Origin of the sequence: Flavobacterium sp. NRK F7, assembly GCF_024054195.1 — a bacterium.
Lineage (GTDB): Bacteria > Bacteroidota > Bacteroidia > Flavobacteriales > Flavobacteriaceae > Flavobacterium.
In genome coordinates this window covers 2,443,181-2,467,979 of the sequence record NZ_JAMXLB010000001.1, presented here as the reverse complement: position 1 = coordinate 2,467,979, position 24,799 = coordinate 2,443,181, and the positions used below count along the sequence as shown (strand labels likewise).

At 31.3% G+C, this 24,799-nt stretch carries 22 protein-coding genes and 1 pseudogene; 7 read left to right on the top strand and 16 right to left on the bottom strand.

All coding sequences use genetic code 11. The annotated features are described in order from the left end of the window. Positions 1–56: 56 nt before the first annotated feature. The 15 genes and pseudogenes from NHF47_RS11150 to NHF47_RS11085 form a co-directional block, all read right to left on the bottom strand. Positions 57–1,187, bottom strand: a complete 1,131-nt coding sequence (locus NHF47_RS11150) for an NAD(P)/FAD-dependent oxidoreductase (protein WP_252764996.1) — start codon at positions 1,185–1,187, stop codon at positions 57–59. A 100-nt stretch (positions 1,188–1,287) separates the two neighbouring features. Further along, entirely contained in the window at positions 1,288–1,725 is a 438-nt protein-coding gene (locus NHF47_RS11145) for a GNAT family N-acetyltransferase (RefSeq protein WP_252764995.1), read from the bottom strand. Beyond that, positions 1,725–1,874, bottom strand: a pseudogene (locus tag NHF47_RS17310) (DUF2867 domain-containing protein); the annotation flags it as partial. The gene NHF47_RS11145 and the pseudogene NHF47_RS17310, both read right to left, overlap by 1 nt. A gap of 29 nt (positions 1,875–1,903) precedes the next feature. Beyond that, positions 1,904–2,278 (bottom strand): DUF2867 domain-containing protein, encoded by a 375-nt coding sequence (locus tag NHF47_RS11140; protein ID WP_252764994.1) that lies wholly within the window; start codon positions 2,276–2,278, stop codon positions 1,904–1,906. A 116-nt stretch (positions 2,279–2,394) separates the two neighbouring features. Further along, the gene (gene acs / locus NHF47_RS11135) at positions 2,395–4,302 is read right to left on the bottom strand and encodes an acetate--CoA ligase (protein WP_252764993.1); all 1,908 of its coding nucleotides are present in this window, start codon (positions 4,300–4,302) and stop codon (positions 2,395–2,397) included. Between the two features lie 93 nt (positions 4,303–4,395). Next, complete coding sequence (locus NHF47_RS11130; RefSeq protein ID WP_252764992.1) at positions 4,396–4,758, bottom strand: response regulator transcription factor; 363 nt, start codon at positions 4,756–4,758, stop codon at positions 4,396–4,398. A 22-nt stretch (positions 4,759–4,780) separates the two neighbouring features. Then, positions 4,781–7,462: an ATP-binding protein gene (locus tag NHF47_RS11125; protein WP_252764991.1), complete on the bottom strand. Its 2,682-nt coding sequence runs from the start codon at positions 7,460–7,462 to the stop codon at positions 4,781–4,783. After that, on the bottom strand, positions 7,455–7,649 hold the full coding sequence (locus tag NHF47_RS11120; protein ID WP_252764990.1) for a hypothetical protein: 195 nt from the start codon (positions 7,647–7,649) through the stop codon (positions 7,455–7,457). Before NHF47_RS11120 ends, NHF47_RS11125 begins: the two co-directional genes overlap by 8 nt. 95 nt (positions 7,650–7,744) lie before the next feature. After that, entirely contained in the window at positions 7,745–9,502 is a 1,758-nt protein-coding gene (locus NHF47_RS11115; protein WP_252764989.1) for a sodium:solute symporter family protein, read from the bottom strand. A 27-nt stretch (positions 9,503–9,529) separates the two neighbouring features. Next, positions 9,530–9,790: a DUF4212 domain-containing protein gene (locus NHF47_RS11110; protein ID WP_140996644.1), complete on the bottom strand. Its 261-nt coding sequence runs from the start codon at positions 9,788–9,790 to the stop codon at positions 9,530–9,532. Between the two features lie 21 nt (positions 9,791–9,811). Then, positions 9,812–11,044 (bottom strand): hypothetical protein, encoded by a 1,233-nt coding sequence (locus NHF47_RS11105; protein ID WP_252764988.1) that lies wholly within the window; start codon positions 11,042–11,044, stop codon positions 9,812–9,814. 96 nt (positions 11,045–11,140) lie between these two features. Continuing rightward, entirely contained in the window at positions 11,141–11,560 is a 420-nt protein-coding gene (locus NHF47_RS11100) for a hypothetical protein (protein ID WP_252764987.1), read from the bottom strand. Between the two features lie 204 nt (positions 11,561–11,764). Then, entirely contained in the window at positions 11,765–13,675 is a 1,911-nt protein-coding gene (locus NHF47_RS11095; protein WP_252764986.1) for a T9SS type A sorting domain-containing protein, read from the bottom strand. 172 nt (positions 13,676–13,847) lie between these two features. Continuing rightward, positions 13,848–16,607, bottom strand: coding sequence for a CHAT domain-containing protein (locus NHF47_RS11090; protein WP_252764985.1), 2,760 nt, complete (start codon positions 16,605–16,607; stop codon positions 13,848–13,850). Between the two features lie 90 nt (positions 16,608–16,697). Next, a complete protein-coding gene (locus tag NHF47_RS11085) occupies positions 16,698–18,011 on the bottom strand; it encodes a S8 family serine peptidase (RefSeq protein ID WP_252764984.1) in 1,314 nt (437 codons plus the stop codon). 245 nt (positions 18,012–18,256) lie between these two features. Between NHF47_RS11085 and NHF47_RS11080 the strand changes: the two genes are divergently transcribed. Together NHF47_RS11080 and NHF47_RS11075 are read left to right on the top strand one after the other, a co-directional pair. Beyond that, positions 18,257–18,814 (top strand): RNA polymerase sigma factor, encoded by a 558-nt coding sequence (locus NHF47_RS11080; protein WP_252764983.1) that lies wholly within the window; start codon positions 18,257–18,259, stop codon positions 18,812–18,814. A gap of 1 nt (position 18,815) precedes the next feature. After that, positions 18,816–19,616, top strand: coding sequence for a tol-pal system YbgF family protein (locus NHF47_RS11075; protein ID WP_252764982.1), 801 nt, complete (start codon positions 18,816–18,818; stop codon positions 19,614–19,616). 36 nt (positions 19,617–19,652) lie between these two features. Here the strand turns inward: NHF47_RS11075 and NHF47_RS11070 are convergent, their stop codons facing one another. Further along, positions 19,653–20,624, bottom strand: coding sequence for a S9 family peptidase (locus NHF47_RS11070; RefSeq protein WP_252764981.1), 972 nt, complete (start codon positions 20,622–20,624; stop codon positions 19,653–19,655). Between the two features lie 258 nt (positions 20,625–20,882). On the opposite strand from NHF47_RS11070, the gene NHF47_RS11065 reads away from it, so the two are divergent. The 5 genes from NHF47_RS11065 (at position 20,883) to NHF47_RS11045 (ending at position 24,786) form a co-directional block, all read left to right on the top strand. Beyond that, positions 20,883–22,463, top strand: a complete 1,581-nt coding sequence (locus tag NHF47_RS11065) for an FMN-binding glutamate synthase family protein (RefSeq protein ID WP_252764980.1) — start codon at positions 20,883–20,885, stop codon at positions 22,461–22,463. 135 nt (positions 22,464–22,598) lie between these two features. Continuing rightward, positions 22,599–23,498: a DnaJ C-terminal domain-containing protein gene (locus tag NHF47_RS11060; RefSeq protein ID WP_252764979.1), complete on the top strand. Its 900-nt coding sequence runs from the start codon at positions 22,599–22,601 to the stop codon at positions 23,496–23,498. A gap of 5 nt (positions 23,499–23,503) precedes the next feature. After that, a complete protein-coding gene (locus tag NHF47_RS11055) occupies positions 23,504–23,794 on the top strand; it encodes a chaperone modulator CbpM (protein ID WP_252764978.1) in 291 nt (96 codons plus the stop codon). Between the two features lie 144 nt (positions 23,795–23,938). Further along, complete coding sequence (locus NHF47_RS11050) at positions 23,939–24,265, top strand: helix-turn-helix transcriptional regulator (RefSeq protein WP_140996632.1); 327 nt, start codon at positions 23,939–23,941, stop codon at positions 24,263–24,265. 5 nt (positions 24,266–24,270) lie between these two features. Further along, positions 24,271–24,786, top strand: coding sequence for an SRPBCC domain-containing protein (locus NHF47_RS11045; protein ID WP_252764977.1), 516 nt, complete (start codon positions 24,271–24,273; stop codon positions 24,784–24,786). The last annotated feature ends 13 nt before the right edge of the window (positions 24,787–24,799 follow it).

Sequence of the window (24,799 nt, the reverse complement as noted above, 5' to 3'; positions counted from 1 at the left end):
CTCTTCTTCTTCCGTTCGATGTTTTGTGTTTATTTTTTTCAAATTTTGTTATTTTTTCAAATGTTATCTAGAACTTCTTTTCCATGTGTTTTTTTGATAATAAAAGGCAAAATGGATGGAAAAAAAGCAATCATTTTCATTACTATATTTGAGGCGAAATTATTCAACAGAATTGTAGATAATACCTTTCCAAATTGTATTCTTTTTTTAAAGTTTTGATCCCAAATAGTACTGTAGGAACGTTCTAGTTGGTCTCTATTTATCTCTTTTTTAAGAAATGAGATAACCAATTCGCTTGCTAATTTAGCACTATGAATAGCCATTGCCATGCCATTTCCGCAAAGTGGATGAATTAAACCCGCTGTATCACCAATCATTACTATATGATTTTCTATTTTAGGCTTATTTTCAAATGAAACCTGACTTATGGTTAATGGTTTTTCAAATAAAGGAGTTGCTTGTGAAAAAATTTTTTTTAGTTTTTGATTTTGATATAGAACGTTTTCTTGAAAAGCTTCAATATTTTTATATTTTTTAAAAACTTTATATTGTACTAAATAGCAAATATTGACCACTTTATTTTCTACTTGTGAAACGCCACAATAACCACCTTTAAAATTATACAAACCTACTAAAGTATTGGGATAATTTACAGAATAGTGCATTTTTACTGCCAACCAGGGAGATTTACGTTGAATAAATTTTCGCTTTAAAATAACATCCAAATTTGAACGTTTTCCATAAGCTCCTAAAACTTGAATAAAAGAAAAAGTTTTATTATTTTCTGTAGTAATTAAAAAGGCATCGTTAATGAAATCTACTTTGGAAACGGTATCTTTTATAATTCTTCCACTTAACGCCACTACTTTTTCAGCTAAATATGAATCAAATATATAACGACTTACACCAAAACCTCCCATTTCTAAAGAAGCAGAAATACTTTTCCCATCTCGATTAGAAATCATTGTTGTATTAATTTTTGAAGGATGTAAAGAGGTTATATCAATTCCTAATGAATTTAAATAGGAATATACTTCATTTGAAACAAACTCACCACAAACTTTATGTTTAGGATATGCATTTTTCTCAAAAATAGTTACAGAAAAACCTTGGTTAAGAAGATGTAATGCCGCTGTTAAGCCCGCTAAACCACCACCTATTATTCCAATTTCTGTTTGTTTGTTCATATAGCTAAGATAAGCTAAAAAGTGTGAAAAATCGTACTATTTAACCCTTGTTTAGCTTATATTATTTGTTTTAAAACGTTTTTTATAGTGCGTAATAGGGTTATTTGTTTAATTTTTTTTGAAAATGAAATCCCAAAATGTTATAGTTTTTTAAAAAATAAAACTTATGTGACCTTGAATTTTGAACATAGGTATTCAATTCAATGGTTTCACATTGATTTTCTTTTGCCCAATTTTCGATAAAATCTAATAAAATATTACCATATCCTTTTGATTGATGTTTATCATCTAAAATAACGTTATCTATTTCTATTTGTTTTCCACAATAAATACGGGTCATAATCCATGCGCAAGTTATTCCAATGAGTTTATGGTCTATATATAATCCAAAACAGATATAATTTGGATATTGAAACATTTCTGCTTGACGTTTTTTTATTATTTCAACTGCTATTGATGGATTGAGTTGTTGTAACAATTGGGTTACATTTTCAGATAGTGTATCTTCAACTATTTTAACGTGAACATTTGGATTCATTATGATAATTGTGTGCTATTTGATTTTAATTCTTTAATAATTCCTTTTAAAATGCTAGGTACAATTTGATGATGAAAAGGCTTTACAGGTAAAAAATATAATTTCCCAAAAATATTATTAAATTGTACTGTGGTTGTAATGATAATGTTTTTTAATTCATGATGTGATGAAGAGGAGTCTAAAAAAAGGGAACCCTAAAATTAAGATGTTTATCATCTTCACCCATTACAATTTCATTGGGTGAACTTTCGAAAATTTTAAATAGTCCAATTTGTTCATTTGGAACTCCCTTTAAGTTTGCGATTAGCTCTTCTTTATTTTTACTATTTTGGCTGGTTTTTAAACCGAGAACTTTCACGATTCTATTTCTTAATGAAAGCAAAGCACTTACCCATTTGGGACTGGTTTGAAAAAAAGCTTTCAATACTGCTAAGGGTGTTATGGTATTATTTGTATCGATGATACTTCCTTGAAAACTATCCACATAATGATACTTGTTAGCCTTCCCAAAAAGCAATGAATCTGAGGGAGAAGCTACTTTTATGATTTGCATTATTAAAGAAATTTAGGAGTATAAATGTACTATTTTTTAGGCAATAATGCCATTTTAAAAAAGAAAAAAGGCTGTCCAAATAGAACAACCTTTTTTAGTATTATTTATGATTTATTTTACAATTTACCATTTTTTATTTCCTCAACAATTTCGGGATTTAATAAAGTAGTGATATCGCCAAAATTACCTTCTTCACCTTCAGCAATTTTACGTAAAATTCGACGCATAATTTTTCCAGAACGTGTTTTTGGTAAGCCATTCACAAATTGAATTTTATCTAACTTAGATATGGGGCCAATTTTATCGGCAATTAGGTTGTTAATTTCGTTTCTTAAATTATCTTGGTTTCTACTTTCACCTGATTCTTTTAAAATTACAAAACCGTATAAAGCATTTCCTTTTACATCATGAGGGAAACCAACGATAGCACTTTCTGCAACAGCTGGATGCTCGTTAATAGTATCTTCAATAGGAGCCGTTCCTAAATTATGACCAGAAACGATAATGACATCGTCTACTCTACCCGTAATTCTATAATACCCTACTTCATCGCGAAGCGCACCATCACCAGTAAAATATTTTCCTGGATAAGCAGAAAAATAGGTTTGTTTATAACGTTCATGATCACCCCAAATTGTTCTTGCCATAGATGGCCATGGGAATTTAATACACAAGCTACCTGTTACTTGATTACCTTCAATTTCATTTCGCAATTCATCCATTAAGACGGGTTGAATTCCTGGTAAAGGTAAAGAAGCGTACGTAGGTTTTGTAGGCGTTACAAAGGGTATTGGAGAAATCATGATACCACCCGTTTCCGTTTGCCACCATGTATCCACTAACGGACATCTTTTACCACCTACATGATCGTTATACCAATGCCATGCTTCCTCATTAATAGGCTCACCTACTGAACCAATTACTTTTAGGCTACTTAAAGGAAACCCTTTTACATAATCAACGCTTTCTTTTGCTAAAGCACGAATAGCGGTTGGTGCCGTATAAAATTGAGTGACTTTATGTTTTTCAATTACTTGCCAAAAACGACTGAAATCAGGATAAGATGGTACACCTTCAAACATAACGGTAGTTGCCCCATTTAATAAGGGTCCATAAACAATATAAGAGTGGCCCGTTATCCAACCAATATCTGCAGTACACCAGTACACATCATTTTCTTCGTAATTGAAAACATTTTTAAAGGTATAAGCGGTGTAAACCATATATCCAGCAGTAGTATGAACCATTCCTTTTGGTTTGCCTGTAGAACCTGAAGTATATAAAATAAATAATGGATCTTCGGCGTCCATAATTTCTGCCACATGATTATCAATAGCTTCGTCTAAAAGAGGTTGTAACCATAAGTCTCTACCTTCTTTTATCGCTACATTTTCATTGGTTCTTTTAGCTACTAATACTTTTTCTACACTTGGGCAATCTTTTAAAGCTTCATCTACTATTGCTTTTAAATTAATAGTTTTATTACCTCTAAAACCACCATCAGATGTGATGACCATTTTACAAAGGCTATCATTAATTCGGCTTGATAATGCATTTGAAGAAAAACCAGCAAAAACTACAGAATGTATGGCTCCTATTCGAGCACATGCTAAAACTGCTACGGCTAATTCGGGAATCATTGGTAGATAAATACAAACTCGATCTCCTTTTTTAATACCTTGTGATTTAAGCACATTTGCCATTTTAGCCACTTTCACATATAATTCGTTATAAGTAATGTGTTGGGCTTCTTCCTCAGGATTATTGGGTTCAAAAATAATAGCAGTTTTATCTCCTCTTTTATTTAAGTGACGGTCAATACAATTTTTTACGATGTTTACTTTTGCATTGGTAAACCATTTAAATTGAGCTTCTTCTAAATCAAATTCGAAAACCTTGTCCCATCTTTGGTACCAACTAAAATTTTCGTCAGCAATTTTATCCCAAAATTTTCTAGGTTCACGAACCGATTTTTTGTACATTTTAAAATAATTCTCTAAGTCATTTATTTTATAATAGCTCATTTGTTTAAATTTTTTATTCGTTAGGTAAATATAATAATTCTATTAAGAAGATGTAAAGATAATTTTGCTAAATTGATATAGTTAAAATTTATACTATTCTAGTAATTCTTTTACTTGATCCACTAATTTTTTTAAAGAAAAAGGTTTCGTTAAATAAGCACTAGCGCCTAATTCTAATCCTTTTTGAATATCTGATTCTTTATTCTTTGCTGATAAAAAAATGACTTTACAATCTTGCAAAGCATGATTTTTTTTAATTTGTTCCAAGGTAGCATAGCCGTCTACATTTGGCATCATAATATCTAGAATGATAGCATCTGGAATTTGTGTTTTTAAAATTTCTAACGCTTCTTGACCATCACGAGCTATAAAAACTTCATAATTATTTTTTTTAAACGTATATTCTAAAGACATGATTATATTGGGTTCGTCATCAACTAGCAGTATTTTCTTCATTGAATTGTGTCTTTTATTTCTATTATTTTAAAAGTGTAAAAGTAAAACATGCGCCTGTATTATCATTGTTTTTTGCCCAAATTTTTCCTTTATGCAATTCGATAATTTGTTTGCAGATGGCAAGTCCTAAACCACTACCGTGTGGCTTTTTAATATTTTGATTGTCAGACTGATAAAATTTATCAAAAATCATATCCGCATCTTTTTCATCGATTCCTTTACCATTATCTATTACATTTATTTCATAAAATTGCTCTTTTTCAAGAATTTGAATGCCTATAACTCCATTTTCATCAGGACAAAATTTAATAGCATTTGATAGTAAATTAGTTACTACTTGAATGATTCGATCTTCGTCATACATAAGATGTATTGGCAAATCATTTTTAATTTGAACTGCAATATTTTTATTCTTAATTAATTGTTGTAAGGGTTCTATTGTTTTGAGCAAGGTTTGATGAAAATCATTTAGAGTTAGATTTAATTTTTGTTTACCCGTTTCTAATTTTTCTAAATCTAATATCTTATCGATTAGACGATTTAAACGATCAGATTCAGAAATAATATTGGTTAAAAATTGTTTTCTTATTGTTTCGGGAATATCATCATCATCTATTAAAATTTCACTGGCTGCACGAATAGCTGTTATAGGGGTTCGCAATTCATGGGTAACCGTATCTAAAAAATCATCTTTTTGCTTGTCTTTAACAACTAAATTTTCATTTGCTAGTTGTAATTGATTGGTAATTTTTTTCAGCTCATTTGAAGTTTCTGTCAATTTTTTATTGATTAAGATTGTTTCATTGGATTCTTCCAAAATTTTTAAAACTTCGGGTAACGTTATCTTTTCTTCTTTTACAACACTTGAGATTAAAATTTTTGCTGAAGCTGTTCCAATATGTCCTGTCAAGAGATTCTCTGCAAATTTAACCAAACGAGCATCGGCCATTTCTTGATTTTTATCTACATTGTATTTCGTATTAAAAATTGCCATCGCTCTTTGGGTACGATCTTCACCAAGAAATTTTAATAACACTTTTTCAATATCTCTTGTGTAAGCAGTTCCTCTCCAAACAAAAGCATTTTCATGATTGGTACTGTATTTATCAATATCAATATACATTTCTGCATAATTTCGTTCTCGATAGTTTCCCTTAAAACTGACAGAAACAGCAAAATACGTCATTGAATTAAATAAAAGACTCCAAAAAAAGGCGTGAGCAATTGGCGACAAATAATCTAGTCCAAATAAGGCTAATGGTTTTAGTAAATCTGTACCAAACAAACCCGAAGTAATAAAGGTATTTGTTGAGCTAGTTAATCCATAAGCATATGGAATCAATAAGGTGTATAAACAAACTAAAAAACCAATAATAATACCGCTTTTAGCCCCTAAACTAGATCCTCTTCTCCAAAATAATGCTCCAAAAAAGGAGGGTGCCAATTGGCCAATAATGACAAAAGAAACTAATCCAATCGAACCCAAACTATAATCTAAGGCAAAAAAACGGTAAATGAGATAGGCAATTATGATTAACAAAAAAATACCCACTTTTCTGATGTTTACAATTTTTTTATTATTAATCTCTTGTGTTTCATTCTTTAACTTTCCTAAAAAAGTATAAGGTATTAAAAGATTGTTACTTAGCATCGTAGATAAACTAATACTAGAGACTATTATCATTGATATAGCTGCTGAAAAACCACCTAAAAATACAAGTACTGTTAAAAAAGTATTATTATAAAATTGAGGAATTAACAATGAAAATGTATCCGCATTTTTCACTTCTCCAGAAAAAAGTACATTTCCACCCCAAGCAATAGGAAAAACAAAAAGATTAAAAATGAAAAGATATAATGGAAATAGCCATAAAGCGGTTTTAATGTGTCTTTCTCTATTATTTTCTACAACTGAAACATGAAATTGTCTTGGTAATAAAAATATTGCAAATAAGGATAACATACATAAAAAGAACCAATTCATTCCATTTTCTATACTTCCAATGGTATTTTTTTCATGAAAGTGTTCTAATAATGAGGCTTTTTGATAAATATCACCATACCCATCATAAACAACATACGTAACATACAAACCAATGAGTACGAAAAAAATTAATTTTAAAGTGCTTTCCATTGCCACAGCAGTTATAATTCCTTTTCTTTTTTCAGATGCATCTACATATTTTGTTCCATAATAGGAAGCAAATAGCGCTAAAGCGACCGCAACATAAGTGGTAGTATCTAATATGATTAAAGAATTCTCTGGAGTTTTAGTAACTACATGAAAGGTTTCTGAAATAGCTTTCAATTGTAAGGCTATATAAGGAAGAATAGCTGCTAAACAAATTAAAGTTACTAAAGCACCTAAGAACCGACTATTACCATATCGTAGCGAAATAAAATCGGCAATACTGGATACATTATTTAATCTGGAAATACGAATAATTTTCCTTAAAATGATAATCCATGCAGGAATGATTATTATGGGGCCAATGTAAATGGTTAAATAATTCAACCCAGAATTAGCAGCCACACCAATACTTCCATAATAGGTCCATGCCGTACAGTACACGGCTAATGAAAGGGAATAAACGTAGGGATTATTTGCCCACCTTAAATTTTCTTTCTTTTCAGCCCAATGCGCAATAAAAAAAAGAAAAGTTAAGTACAACAATAGAACTAAAATTAAAGCTATACTATTCATAATATCGATTCACTATAAAGAGAGAAACCAAAATAGAACAAGCCCAAATGGAAAAAATATAAATATAGAATATAGGAATACCAATAAAGGCTTCACTACTATCAAATAATAAAAGTAAAGGGATGTTTAAGGTTAGAAAAAGAAAAACTGTTAAAACGACTAGTTTTTGTTGATGTCTTTTTTTCATTTGTTTTTTTAATCTGTTTAAAAATACGATTTTATCTTTTAAACTAAAAAAAACGCTGTAATACTTTACAGCGTTTTTTAAATCCTTTACTTTTTTTAATGGCCAGTTGCCTCTCCTGCTCCAGATGGAATTCGTATATGCTCTACAATTTCTTGAACATCATGAGGAGGTTCTTTAGTAAAACTATTTACTACAAAAGCAACAATGAAATTTACAATCATTGCAATTGTACCAAAACCTTCTGGAGAAATTCCAAACCACCAACTATCTTTTAGTCCAGCCACAGCATCTTTACCGCCATCAAACAAACCAAATTTAAATTTAAGCATGTAGAAAAGCATTAGCAATAATCCTACAATCATCCCAGCAATTGCTCCTTCTTTATTCATTTTTTTATGGAAGATACCTAAAATAATTGCTGGAAAAAAGGAAGCAGCTGCCAAACCAAAAGCTAGAGCCACAACAGCTGCTACAAACCCTGGAGGATTAATTCCAAAATATCCTGCAATTACAACTGCTACAGTTGCAGCACCACGAGCGGCCCATAATTCTCCTTTTTCAGAAATATTAGGATTAACCATTTTTTTAATTAAATCATGAGAAACAGAAGAAGAAATAACTAATAAAAGTCCGGCTGCAGTGGATAATGCAGCTGCTAAAGCACCAGCAGCTACTAAAGCGATCACCCAATTTGGTAATTGTGCGATTTCTGGATTTGCTAGCACCATAATATCATTATCAATAGTTAATTCACTTCCTTTTAATCCTTTTGCTTCTTGAGCTGCTAGAAATGTCTCGTCTTTTGATTTATCATTATAGTATTGAATTTTTCCATCTCCATTTTTATCTTCATACTTTAATAAACCTGTTTTTTCCCAATTGGTAAACCATTTCGGCATATCTGCATAATTTTTATCACTAACCGTTTCAATCAAATTCGTTTTTGCAAATACGGCAACCGCTGGGGCTGTTGTGTATAAAATCGCAATTAATAACAAGGCCCATCCAGCAGATTTACGAGCATCTTTTACTTTTTTAACGGTAAAGAAACGAACAATTACATGAGGAAGACCGGCTGTACCTACCATTAAGGCTAAAGTTATGGCAAAAACGTCAATTAATGATTTAGAACCATTGGTATATTCTGCAAAGCCTAATTCTGTTGATAATCCATTTAATTTATCCAATAGATACATATTGTCTCCACCTGTTACAGTGCCACCCATACCTAATTGCGGAATTGGATTTCCTGTCATTTGAATGGAAATAAAGATGGCTGGAACCATAAAAGCAAAAATTAAGACACAATACTGTGCTACTTGAGTGTAAGTTATTCCTTTCATTCCTCCTAAAACCGCATAAAAAAGAACAATTACCATACCTATAATAACACCTGTTTCAATTTCAACTTCCAAAAATCTTGAAAAAACGACTCCAACGCCTCTCATTTGACCTGCAACATAGGTAAAAGAAACAATTAATGCACAAACTACAGCAACAGTACGAGCCGTGTTTGAATAATAGCGTTCCCCAATAAAATCAGGAACTGTAAACTTTCCAAATTTTCTCAAATAAGGTGCTAACAATAATGCTAATAACACATAACCTCCTGTCCACCCCATCAGATATACGGCACCATCATATCCTGCAAAGGAAATGATTCCAGCCATGGAAATAAATGAAGCTGCAGACATCCAATCGGCAGCAGTTGCCATCCCATTTGCTAAGGGAGAAACACCTCCACCAGCAACATAAAATTCTTTAGTTGATCCAGCTCTAGACCAAATTGCTATTCCTATATATAAAGCAAATGTAATCCCTACAATAATGTAAGTCCAAACTTGTACATTCATGATATTTTATTTTTAGATTACTAATTATTATTCGTCAAAACCGAATTTTTTATCGAGTTTGTTCATTAATCGAACGTATACAAAAATCAATATCACAAACACATAAATTGATCCTTGTTGGGCAAACCAAAATCCTAAAGGAAACCCACCAATTTTAACTTCATTTAAAGCATCTTTAAAGAGTATCCCCGCTCCATAAGAAACAGCGAACCAAATACTTAATAAAATAAGAAGGTATTTTAAGTTTTCCTTCCAATACGCAGTAGCGTGTTTTTGTTTTTCGCTCATAATATTTATTTTTTGGTTTATTTATAAGTAAATCATTGCCTGTAAAGTGATTGTATTGATGGCATCATTATCAGCATATTTTAAGGTTTGGTATTCCAAAGTAAGTTTGGAATTGTGACCACTTAAATAGAAATTAGTACCAATACCTAATTGCGAAGCATTATCATCAATTGCATCAATTTTTCTAGAATCATAAGATAAATAAGGTTGGATTTTTGCCTTCGTTTGAATGGGTAAAACATAGCCTAAATGTCCGTGTACTAGTGAACCTGTTTCATAGGTTGTTCCTAATCTGAAATCCTTACCATAATCAGCATTTTGGTACAAAGCATAAGCCGTAATCGCACCTCCTTTGCTACCAAGTGGTGCGTCATAGAAGGCATCTACTGCAAAAATACTAACATCTTCTCCACTTAAATTTCCAGTAGCATCAGCAACCACTGCGCCACTAGGATGTAAAAAGAAACCAGCGCCAATATTGAATACTTTTTTAGTACCTACATAAGATCCTACTTTATAGGGTAAAAAATTACTTTCTGAGTCAAAAAAGGCATAATCAAAATAACCAGCATATACTTTTCCTGCTTCTTTAGATCCTAATAAACGTCTTCCAGTATAAGAAGCAGGTCCGTCATTTACCGGTGTTGAAACATCTAGATTATTGGTTTCGGCTTCATTAATAGATACTCGGTATTGCAATTTTCCAAACGACCCTTTCATATATACTCCTAAATGTCTAGCGAATTGATCCGACAACCCTAAAGTTGCCCATGCTTGTCTTTGGTTATCCAATGTCATAATGTTTAACGTGCTTTGATTGTTCAAACGAGAAATACCATTCCAATAATGTAAACCACCACCAATTGCATGATTTTTTCCTAGACTATATTGTGCCCAAACATCATGAAAAAACAATTGTGAAGCATCACGAGTACCTGTCGGGCTCATATTTTCTGCATTTAAGCTATTCAATCCAAAATGCGTTAAGATTAAGAAATCTGGACTAATTTGAGCATACATTAAGATACGAGCTCTACGAATGCTAAAATTTAAGTCAGATTGCTCATTACCATTAGCGTCTAGAGGACGATCTGAATTATGTTGCGCCCAGAATTGTGCCCAAGATATGATTCTAAAGTATTTTGTACCTTCTTCATTAATTTTGACTTTAAGTCCGCCTTCATAATCAGGAGAACCTTGAGAAAATGTTAAAGCTGAAAAAAGTAATCCAATAATAAATAGTATTTTTTTCATAATTTAAAATTTGATTTTAGTTAATTTGTTCAATCAAATTTTGAAATTATTTTCTGTAGAATAAAAAAATATATATATAAGCGTAAAGTAGTATAGTTAATCTTTAAAGCGCTCCCATTTTATGAGCATGAACTTGTCTCCCAGCTCGGTAATAATCATGCCTGCTCCTGATAATTGTTCTTTTGTTTTTAAATATTCTACTAATTCATTATGCTTAAATATTTTATAACTAGGATGATAATTAGGATGTGGTGGCTTTTTTATTTTATATTCTTTCACCCAATTACTAATAGATACATGAGAAACTCCAATAATTCTTTCTATTTCTCTAAAACTTAAACCTTCTAAATACAACTGTAAGGCTTTGGTAACATAATAATCATCTATCTTTTTTCCTAACTTATTTACCGTGAAATAATAGGTACATGACTTGCATAAATAGCGCTGTCTGTCTTTAATTATACCACTTTTTACAAGAGTTGAACCGTTGCATTTAGGACACGTAATTACATCCATATATATAAATTTTGCATAAATATATTAAATTAGCAGAATTTATTTTATTGTATTCCTATTTTTTTTGCTAAAAAAATATTTAATATGAATTTAAAGAAGTTAATTTTTGTCAATATTAAAAAAATAAGAGTGTTGAAAATTTTAATAAGAAGGTTCGGTTGCTATATAATACAAACAACCGAACCTTTACTAATTTTATAAATATTATTCCTTAATTAATTTCTCTTTGTAAACTTGTTTATTGGTTTCAACTGTAATTAGATAAAAACCTTTTCTTACATCACTTAACGGAATTGACTTTTCATTAAAATCACCCGTAATTTTTTCAGTTTTTACAATCATTCCAGTGTTATCATAGATAGTGTAAGAAAGTATTTTTTCAGATTTATCAACTTGAATTACAGTATTTTCTGTGGTTGGATTTGGATATAAAATTAGTTGACTAGAAACTCCTGTTTTACCAAAAGATAAATCTCGAGGATCTTGTTCAGCATATAATTCTTTAACCTCAAAGTTAGTTAAACTTGATGTAGTTGCACTTCCATTTTCACAATTTGCCTTTACTTTAAAACTATAATTACCAGGAGCTAAATTAACTGTAACTGGTGGTGAACTAGTAGTTATAGTATGAATTAATACACCCGAAGCATTATAAATGTAAAGAACATAATTAGATACATTCATTTGACCATTCCAAGTAAAAATAGCAGGTCTAGTATTACTATTTATATTTAATCCGTTTGCTCTCACTGACATTCCGGTAATAGGATCAAGACCACAAACAATACATTCTTTTGAATTGTTACCATAACCTATAGAAGTATTGATGTCAATATTTCCGTCTCCATTATTATCAAATAAATTATTCCATGGTGACCAAAGCGTAACATGACTTGAAATTCCATTTCTTAAACCCGTATTCCCATAAGCTTGCACGCCATATCCTCCAGAAGAGGCACTAACCCATTTTGCATATTTTTCCATACAACACTCTGGATTAGAATCATTAAATGGTAATACCGCTGAAATATAGAAGTCACTCGTACGATTTACATGAGAACGATATTTTTTATTTCCTTTTGCAAAAACTCTGGTACTAGAAACCATTTGTACAGTTACAATATGATTAGGACTTAAAGTTATTCCACCATCGTAATTTACTGCAAAATTACCTTCAGCTGTTCCATTAGTATCATTTGAACCTAATTGAATTATGGTTGGTGTGTTTGCAGCAGCTGCTATTTGATCTGCTATATTTCCTAAAGGAGGTAATGGAGCTCCTCCAACGACCGACACAACTACACCTGTAACACTTGCTGCTAAATTAAGATAATTGGACCATGCTTGTGGATTCCATTGTTCATGTTGCCATCTTGAAACCAACATCGAACCCGCTTTTAAAACAGCTAAATCTGTGGTAGATTGATATTGATCTATTTTAACTAAAACAGACGCGTCATCAACTGAACCTCTAGAAAAACGATTGTTTAAGATTCCTCCTACTTCTGTATATACTGATCCATAACCATAATAACCCGATTTTACATATATGGTTTTGTCACAACCACAATCTTCAGGTAAAAGACTACCATTGGTACACAGATAGTTAAAAGACATTCTAGCATGAGCTGTAGTCGAACCCGATTGATTGTTAATAATATTCGAATATTCATAGTCGGTATTACCATCCATAGAATTAAGATACAATCTTTGCACTGAAGACGCTCCATTTATATTTGTTCTTGCCCAAGTGGTTAAACCTCCTTGATCTTCATAAGGGTAATAAACTCCACCAGAAGCGGGAGCCATTTCATACGAACTATTTACATTTAAAGTAATACATCCACAAGAAGTTTTTTTGGATCGACTACTTTCTCGTAGTTTATTTACAATAACTGATACGGTATCATTTGTAACGTAATAATTTTGTAAATATTGATCTAAAGGAACTCTTTGGTTTCTTCCTGCTTCTTGCCAAAGTTTTATTCTATCAAACATTTCTTTTGAAATTTCAATTGATTCGCTTTCCTCTCTGTTTTGAGAAAACACATTCATATTGATTAAAAAAAGACTACACAGTAGCAATAATAATTTTAGTTTTTTTCTAGATTCCATTTTGAATTTTTATAAGTTGGTCCCTACTCTATTTTATAGGTTTTTCGGGTTACACCTTTTGATCGATCTACTCATAAGTGTTCCCTATAAAAAAACATTACCCAAAAAAAATATAAAAAAAACCCAGTCTTTAAAAAGCTGGGGTTCAATTGTAGTAGTTATGGTGTTGAGACTACCTATTTTTTCTTTTTTTAAACCAAATAAATAGTCCAACAAGTAAAATAGCTATAAATAAACAAGCATAAACAACATAATTGGTTGTAACTAAATGAATTGGGTTTGTACTTCCAGTAAGTGTGAAAGATGCCCAATAATAAGGTAACGATTCATACGATTGATGTTTCTTTAAATACTTTATTTTAGCCAATTGTAATGCTTTTGATTTAGACTGACCTAATGCTAATTCGTTGTAAAAGTTTTCAATAATTTCATTCCCTGATTTTTCATTTACATTCCATAAGGATGCCAATACACTTTGGGAACCGTTATTAAAAAAAGCTCTCGATAAATTCATAATCCCTTCACCAGAAGCAAACAAGCCTTCATTAGTTTTACAAGCATCCAGTAGCACTAATTCTGCTTGATTTTCAATTCCATACAGTTCATATAAAGATACTTTTTCATTTTGAAAAGAAATCCAAGGTGTATGTGATAAAGAATCAACTCCAGCATGCGTGCTTAAATGTATTATTTCATAAGTCCCACTATTATTATAAAAATTTATCTTGGAAGCATTATTTTCAGTATAAATTGTTGTTGAATTATATCCCTTTAATTTTGCAATCATTTCATTTGAAAGTTGCAATGGTGCTAAACTCGCTTCCTTAAACTGTGAGGGAGCCATAAATAATATTTTTTTAGAAGGACTATTCTTTTTAACCTTTATTCTTTCAAAAACAGAAAAAGATTGTAAATAAGAAATTGCTGTTTTTTGAATTAAATAACTTTCTGATAATTTATCGTTAGCACTTACTACTAATGCTTCAAAAGGAAAGTTCAATAAAGTATCATCTGGAACAATAATAAGATTCTTAGTATTAATTTTTTCTACAGCATTTTTAAAAGGAAATAAAGCGTTAAACACTTCAAATGCAACTTTTCTATAATCTGCAATTACAGCTTTATTTAAAAGAGACTGTTTTTGGTAATCTTTTAAAGACTGTATTTTTTTTTGCAAATTAGAAACCTTATTTATTTTAAAAAAATATGTTTCTTGTTCGGAATAAAAAATGCCATACCCATCTTTATCATTTAAAATGTAAGTAATAAAAGAGGTATTAGAATGATTGTGTAAAGCTTTTATTTTTTCTAAAGATATCGTTTCCGTTTCTTTTTTTAATTGCACGTATTTTGGATAATTTCGTTGCATTTTATCCATAAATAGTTTGAATTCATTTGCTTTTGAAGTCAATTGTTTTTGAAGAGATATATCTGTTGTGTTTTGTTGAAACAGTTTATCTAAAACCATCCATTCATAATGCAATTTGTATTCTTTTTCTAATAGTTCTTTTGGAATTTCAAAAGCTAACTTGGCTTGTAAATTTTTGATATTTTCTTGAAGTAATAATGCTTTATTTTTCTCCATAAAATAAAATGCGTCATCGGGTTGGTTTAATAAGTAGCAAACTTCAACTGCTAACAAATAAGTATTGACTCCTTTTTCAATCCAAAATAATTTAGATTGTTCCGAATTGCTTTCATATCGTAAAAGAGAAACCAATTCATCAATTCGATACAGTGTTGCCTTTGCCAAATCCAAATATTCTGTTTTTTTACTCTCTTTAAAGGTAGCTACATAATGAAACGCTAAATCCACTAAAAAAATTAATGCTTCTTGCTCATAGTTAGAGTCTCTAATGGTTTGTAAGTTAGGAATTTGAAAATCCGATTCAGGTTTATCTAGTAGTACTTGTATTGCTTTTTGAAAGTAGGTCAATTTTTCTGATGCACTATTATTTTGTAAAAAATACCCCATATTATCATAGGCAGTAGCTTTTTGGACTTTATCAACTGATTGAGACAAAACTTTTTTATAACAGGTAGTTGCTTCCTTATGTTTTCCTTGTTTAGCATACAAATACCCCATGTTATTTAGAGCGCTTACTTGTTCCGAAAGTGCTTCTTCTTTTGCATAAAAAAGGGCCACTTTTTGGTACAACTCTAATGCTTCGCTATCATTATCAAAGGCTTCGTATACGTTTGCAATATTATTGTATGCTGCATATAAAAAAGAATAAGGCAAATTGCTACTTTCAAATTCTTTTTCAATTCGTTCCTGATGCTTTTTAATAATTTCTAAATCTGAAGATTTTTTGGAAAGAAAGGCATTTTCATACATTTTTCCATAGATACCCACAATTACCATTCGCAATTGCAACTCTTTATCGATATCATAGCCATTAAATTTTGTTAGTAATAGGTTTAACCTACTCAAACCTGAATAAAAATCACCTGTATTTGCTTCAATAACAGCACTATCAATTCCTGCATTAAAGGTGTATTTATCATTTCCTTTATCGGAAAGGATCTCCTGAAGCACCTCATAACGTTTTTTTTCAAGACCTTCGTAAGAATAAATCCATGCTAAATTATTTCTAGTTTTATTTAAAACTTCTAAAGAATGCTTTTTGTATTTTTTTTGGATATCTATTGCTTTCTTTAAGTATAAAATGGCTTTATTATTGGAATTTGTTTTATAATAATATTTTCCAATAGCTGCATAAAGTTGCCCCATTTCAGCTGTGACACTTCTTTTTTCTTGATGGGATAATAGTTCTAAAAGCTGTTCTAAAACGACTCCATTATTCATTTGCTTCACATTTTTATCTTGCTGTAGAATGGCATCAATTTGAAGCGCTAAATGTTCTTGAGAAAAAGCAGCTGAAACAGTAAACAATAGAATGCAACAAAAGCATTTTACAAAAAGAGACATGACATTTTTTGCCATGAAAATATAAAAAAACAAGCAAAAATTAGGATTCTACTTCATATTTTTTGCTTGTTTTTTTAAATGAGTTTAAATCTAAGGAAGAATAATTTTATTAAATTTCACTTTCTTAGCGGTATCAAAACTTGTCGGACAAACAATCCCTGAATTAATTACCTGAAATAATAATTCAGCTGTACTCAATCCTGGATGTTCATATTTATTTCTTGCAATTACTCCTGTTACAAATGGTGCCGCAAAGGATGTTCCGCTCATTCCATAACCTAGAAATGGAATATTTTCTCCTCTTGAAAAAACATCTACACTTTCTAATCCATAATTAGAAAAATTGGCAATATTAGATGTGCCAAAATAAATAGTTTCATTGGCATACTTATTCGCTGCTGCAACGGCAATAATATTATCATGGGTATAACCCGAAGGATAATGAGGTAAAATATCATTGTTATTTTGCTGATTTCCGGCTGAAGTAACAATTATTACTTCTGGATTTTCATTAATTAAAGATGAAATTATAGTATTTAAAAAATCACCAAATCCATCATCATACCAACCTAAACTCATTTGTAAAATGTCGGCATGCTCAAGACCAAAATTTGTAGCACATAGAAAATCAAAATAACTCGCTTTTCCATATTGATCACAAACTTTCAAAGGCATAATTTGATGTGGAATAGCAGAAGCGCTTTCATTTAAAATACTTGTAATTATAGAAGAAACTACAGTTCCATGACGCCCATTATTATCATCAAAAGTGTTGTGATCATGATTGACAAAATCCCATCCAGAAAGAATCGAAGGATTGCCATCTCCATCTGCATTATAAAGAAATGGTGTCGTAAAAACTGCATTATCAGCTCCACCAATTGTAGGTGCAATACCCGTATCTAAAACAGCAATAGTAACACCGTCGTTTACTGATTTAATATACGAATGATAATTATAATCATTAGCAGTGCCTAAATCAGGATTATTTAAATCGATACCAAAGGTAAACTCATAATCAACATCTACAATGGCTTCAACTCCACCACCGCTTCCTTGTTCAATAGCCGATTTTTTTGGTTCAATATTAATGCCATTCCCAAACATCCAAAGTTCAATCGTATCATCACTACAATGTTCACAGAGTTTAAAGTTGGTTACACCGTGAATGTCTCTTAAATCGGCTTTAATACTGTCTGCCACACCTGGCGCAAACCTTACAATAAGTTTATCATTAGAATACCTAGGTAAAGCAGTTCTTGACATCAGTCTATTTACATTATTTGTCTCATTACTCTTTAAATTTTCGTTAGAAAAATTTTGATCATAAGTAGCTTCATTGGTACAAGAAAATAAAACAAGGAGAAGCAGACATAAATAACTGGTCTTTTTAAATTTTTTCATGGTTTATTTTTTTAATTTTTAATATAGTATGTATTCTTACATTTTATTACCCAAATTTGTAAATTAAAAATAAGCATTTCAAAAATACTATGGATAGCTAATTTAGAAACAGAAACTACAATGTAAAAAAATATGTATTTTTACTCCCATTATTGAAATATCTATTTTAAAGTGCCCAATCCTTAAAATTACATATCATTTCAAAAGATTTTTACAAAAGATAACTCGTTTTAGACCAATCATAGATGGAAAACACTGAACGTTATATTCAGGCACTCATTCAAGGTGAAGACCAAATTATAAATGAGATTTATAAGAAAATATATCCTAAGGTCTTGGCTTTTATTTTATTTAATAAAGGTAATGAAGATGATGCATTAGATGTTTTTCACGATGCACTAATGTATATTATTGTAACTCAAAAAGAAAAAAGAAGTGTGATACTTTCTTTTGAAGCATACCTTTTTGTGATTTGCAAAAATATTTGGAAAAAAAACTTAAAAAACAAGGTAATACAAACAGATGTTTTGACACTAGAAGAAAAAGAAACGAATTTAAGTGCTTTTATTTTAGAACAACAATGTTTTGAATTTTACATTGCTAAATTTAGTCTTTTATCAGAAAATTGTAAAGACATCTTAAGCAGTTATTTTAATGGATTAAGCTATGAAGAAATTACGCTAGCAAATGCATATGCAACGGTGAACACGGTAAGACAAAGGGTTTTTAAATGTCGTTCTAAATTAATGGAATTGATAAAAAATGACAAAGAGTTTCAAAAAATAATCAAATGGGGAGCTTAATATGGATATAGATACACTAGATTTAATTGATCAATACCTTAGAGGTACTTTAAGTGAAACAGAAAAAAAAGCTTTTGAGAAAAGGATTGCTACCGAAGAAAACCTTCAAGAAGAAATCGTTATACATCAGCAACTCTTAGCAATACACGAACAAAAACAAGTTTCTTTAGCTAATTCTTCGTATCCAAAGGAATTGGCTCTAATGAAAAAGAAATTGCGTGAGGAAAATTATGTCAAATTATCTCAAAAAATAAGAGCTATTGGTAAAAATCAACAACCCCTTACAACTGTTCGTTTCAAAAGAAAGAAAACTGTAAATTGGCTCTATTCTGTAGCTGCTTCGCTTGTAGTGTTAATAGGCTTGTTTTTTATCTTTAATAAACCAAAAGACCTACCTAATTATTATGAAAATTATGTGAATTGGGAAGAATTGCCTTCTTTTACTGTAAAAGGGGATCCTGAAGAGCTATTTGAGAAAGGAGAAATCTTTTTTAAAAATAAAGAATATAAAAATGCAGTTGCTACGCTAGCTATAATTGAGCCTGAAGATAAATGGTATCCTTTTGCGCTACTCTATTTAGGGGCTTCTTATGACCAATTAAATGAAAATGAAAAAGCCATTGCAACCTTTCAAAAATTAGCCTCTTTAACAACTTCTGAGGAATATTCTAAAGGGTACTGGTACCAATTATTATTGTATTTAAAGACCAATCAAAAAGAGAAGGCTTTAGATATGAAAACAAAAATTTTAGCAAATCCGAATCATTATAAATATAAAGAAGCAACTGAATTAGACTTCTAAATAAAAAGGCTTTGAGTGAATCAAAGCCTTTTTATATTAATCTCCATGATAGTCCATGTTAGGTAAACTAGCATTGCCTTTTAAATATTTATCAAACCAATCTAAAACGGCATCGTTCACTTCTTCTCTAAACTCATTAATTCCATGATCTGCTCCTTCAAAGATAATGAGTCGATAAGGAATACGATATTCTGTAAAAGCTAATGCCATTCGTAAGGTTTGTTCCGGTTTTACACGCCAATCCGAATTTCCATGCAGCAATAAAATAGGCACTTTTTTTGAAAATTGATCGACCCATTGTATAGCCGAACGTTTTTTTATTTCTTCAGCTTCATTTCCTTTATAATTTGGAACTAATTCGGCAAGTAATTGGCTTTCCATTTCGGGTCTATCTTTAATAGCCTCTTCCATATCCGCTAAGGCACCACCTACAACAGCTGCTTTAATTTTATTGGTTTTGGTTAAAGCTATATATGTCATCATACCGCCTCTACTCCAACCATACATTCCTATTTTAGAAGTATCTGCAACCTTTTCTTCTGCCAAAACAGGAATTAATTGTAACACATCGTTTACATCTTTTCCTCCAAATTCTTCTTTTCCTTCTCCTCCTGCATTGCCTCGATACTGACTCGCAATAACCGCATATCCTTCATTGGCTATCTTTCCCAAATGCAAAGCTGCCATCATATTTAAGGCTCCATAATCTTGATTTCCTCCTCTATTAAAAATAATACACGGTACTTTGGATGTTGTTTTTGGAGTAATCAATAAACCGTTGACCTTCAATCCATCACTTAGGTATTGAATCGTATAAATTGTAATACTATCCAGATATTGATACTTCTTTTTCCAAACTGTTTTTCCATTTTCTTTTTCGGTTAATCTAGAATAAACAGGCAATTTTGAAAAATCTGTAAAGGCTTCTTTTTTAAGTAAAACTTGTTTGTCTTGCGCATAGCAACTTACAAATGCAAAGACTATCGCTATTATTTTAAAATACTTCATGATGTTTGATTTTTTGATTGATAATTGCTAGTTATAGGACATTAAAAAATTGATAATGTTACATTTTTCATTAACAATCAATAGTTTCTTATGATTTAGATGTCAAAAATAATCTCTTTCAATACATTAAAAATCACCATTTATAAGTATTTTAAAGTGAATTGTTTAACTCATTTTTAGTAAAAAAAATAACCTTTACATCTGCTAAAACAATCAAAAAAACTTACTTTTGAACCACTACTATAAAAGACCATACACATGAGAAAAGCTTTCCTTGTTATCAGTTTTACGGTTATAGCTATTACGGCTATCTTAATCTATATAGATTGGAAATTCAGTTTATTACTAGCAATTTTTATCCCTTTAATTCTTATGGGATTGTACGATATGTATCAGTCTAAGCATACCATAAAACGTAATTTTCCTTTGTTAGGTAGAATGCGTTATTTATTGGAAGATTTAGGTCCAGAAATGCGTCAATATTTTATTGAAACCGATACCGAAGGAAAACCTTTTAACCGTTTGCAACGCAGTATGGTGTATTCTAGAAGTAAAAAAGAAACAGATGCTAAACCTTTTGGAACCCAATTAAACACCTATTCTGAAGGGTATGAATGGATTAATCATAGTATCAATGCCATTCCTTTTGAACAGTTGAATCATAATCCGAGAGTAAAAATTGGTTCTTCACAGTGTAGCCAACCTTATTTTGCGAGTATTTTTAATATTAGTGCTATGAGTTATGGCAGTTTAAGTAAAAATGCCATAGTAGCTTTAAATCAGGGTGCTAAAGAAGGTGGTTTTTACCATAATACAGGTGAAGGAGGCCTTTCTCCTTATCATCTAGAAGGGGGTGATGTTGTTTGGAATATTGGTACCGGTTATTTTAGTTGTAGGAATAATGACGGTACTTTTAACGTGGATCAATTTGAAAAGAGAGCCACTTTGGAACAAGTAAAAATGATAGAAATAAAATTTTCACAAGGAGCCAAACCAGGTCATGGTGGTATTTTACCAAAGGAAAAAGTAACTGATGAAATTGCCTCCATTCGCTTGGTTGATAAGGGGCATGATATTATTTCACCACCTTCGCATTCGGCTTTTAAAACACCACTTCAATTAATGGATTTTGTGCAATTATTGAGAGAAAAATCAGGTGGAAAACCCATAGGAATGAAAATTTGTATTGGAAATAAATCGGAATTTATAGCGATTTGTAAAGCTATGGTGAGTACCAAAACCTATTTTGATTTCATTACCGTAGATGGTGGTGAAGGTGGTACTGGTGCTGCTCCTCCTGAATATTCGGATCATGTAGGAATGCCTCTTCGAGATGCATTAGCTTTTGTTTACGATTGCTTAAATGGTTTCGGTTTGAAACACGAAATTAAAATTATTGCGAGTGGTAAGGTTATTTCGGGATTTGATATTATTCGTAATTTGTCAATTGGTGCCGATTTATGCAATTCTGCTCGCGGAATGATGTTTGCTCTAGGGTGTATTCAGGCTTTAGAATGTCATGCAAATACGTGTCCCACAGGTGTAGCCACTCAAGATCCTAGATTGACCAAAGGTTTGGTTCCTGAAGAAAAGAGTGTTCGTGTAGCGCGCTATCAAAAAGAAACGGTAAAAAGTGCAGTAGATTTAATGGCTTCTGCAGGAATTGCGCATCCAGATGATGTAACTCGAGATTGTGTTACCACTCGAATAGATAGTAATAAAGTGGCTACTTTTTCTCAACTATATCCTGAAATTGTAAAAGGACGTCTTTTGGATGAAAATAATATTCCTGAGGAATTTGACTATTTTTGGAAAAAGGCAACGGTAGAGCATTTTTAATACGATTGTTAAAAAAATAGCTTCATGTTATAATTCTATAAAAATCCTGATAGATATCATAAAATCAATATTCCAATTATTTGTAAATTTACGTATCAAATAACATACATAAACTAACAAATTATATAGCATTTTATGGAATTTATCGATTACTACAAAATTCTAGAAATAGATAAAAATGCTTCTCTTGAAGATATTAAAAAAGCCTACCGCAAACTCGCTCGTAAATGGCATCCCGATGTAAATCCTAACGATGCCAATGCTAAAATTAAATTTCAACAAATTAATGAGGCCAATGAAGTGTTGAGTAATCCTGAAAAACGTAAAAAATACGACAAATACGGCAAGGATTGGGAACATGGAGAAGAATATGAAAAGTACCAGCAGCAGCAAAGACAACAACAACACTATTCCAATGACTCGGGTCATCGCACTACTGCAGATTTTGGAGGTGAAGATTTTTCAGATTTTTTTTCTTCTATGTTTGGAAGACAATCCAGTGGCTCAGGAAGAAGTAGCGCTCAATTTAGAGGACAAGATTTTAATGCTTCACTTCAACTCGATATAAAACAAGCCGCTACCACTCACAAACAAACTTTTAATGTAAATGGGAATAGTATTCGAATTACCATTCCTGCTGGTATTGAAGACGGTCAAACCATAAAAATAAAAGGCTATGGTGGCGAAGGCATAAATAAGGGGCCGAAAGGAGATTTGTATATTACTTTTTCCATTACCAATGATACACCGTTTAAAAGAGATGGAGCTGATTTGTATCTGAATCACAATCTCGATTTATACACGGCCGTTTTAGGTGGTGAAACTACCCTTACCGATTTCAATGGCACACAATTGAAATTAAAGGTTATACCAGGCACGCAAAACGGAACTAAAGTACGTTTAAAAGGAAAAGGGTTTCCAATTTACAAACAAGAAGGCAGTTTTGGTGATTTATATGTGACCTACGCTATTGCCATTCCTACTAGACTTTCGGATAAAGAAAGAGAATTATTTGAACAATTAGCAAAACAATAAACCTCATGGATACACAAGACTTAATTATTATAGACCTATTTTGTGAAGAATGCCAAATTGAAACTCATTTCATAGAGGAATTAGAAGATTTTGGATTGATACATACGGTTGTTTACAACGATACAAAATACTTTCATCGAGAAGAATTGGTACGCGTAGAAAAAATTATTCGTATGCATAATGATTTAAATATCAATAAAGAAGGTATAGCAGTTATTTTAGATTTATTGCATAAGATGAACCAACTCACCTCTGAAGTAAAACTATTAAAGACACGCTTAAATCTTTATGAATAAAATTTGTTTTTTATAGAACCTTTTTAGTATTGGGGCATCCCAACTCCTTTTTAAAAATTAAAAAAAATAGTAAAAAACTTGTGAAACCAATTAGTTGCACTTATATTTGCAACTAATTAGTTTCACTATTAAACAATGCCTTTTATGAGACGTGATGTTTTTCAAGCGATTGCCGATCCCACGCGTAGAGCTATTATATCCTTAATTGCGGTGAATGCCATGACTCCTAATGCTATTGCCGATCATTTTGAAGCTACGCGTCAAGCGGTTTCAAAGCATTTGCGTATTTTGAGCGAATGTGATTTGGTTACCCAAGAACAAAAAGGGAGAGAAATCTATTATTCTTTACAAATTGAAAAAATGAAAGAAATTGACCAATGGTTAGCCCAATATCGAAAAATTTGGGAAACACGTTTTAACCAATTGGATCAGGTTTTAGAGCAATTAAAAAAGACCAATCCACAAAAATAACAATTATGAAAACGCATTTAGTATTTGATTTTACAATCAACAAAGAAAATCATACGGTACTAGTAAAAAGAGAGTTTAATGCCAGTCTTTCTCATACTTGGAATGCTTGGACAAAACCTGAAATTTTAGACCAATGGTGGGCACCAAAACCGTATCAAACCATCACAAAATCGATGGATTTTAGAGAAGGTGGTACTTGGTTGTATGCTATGAAAAGCCCTGAAAATGAATATCATTGGTGTAAAAATGACTATTTGAAAATTGAACCTTTACATAGTTATACTGGTTTAGATGCTTTTTGTGACGAAGAAGGCACTACTTCTGCCGAAATGCCTCGCACCAAATGGACCAATACTTTTACAGAAAACACCGATAATAATACCACTCTAGTAAGTGTCGTAGCGCAATATGAAAGTTTGGAAGATTTAGAAAAAATAATCGCAATGGGCTTTAAAGAAGGCTTTACAATGGCACTTTCTAATTTAGATGACTATTTTGAAAATCTAGAAATGCATCAATAATAGACTTCTTGAG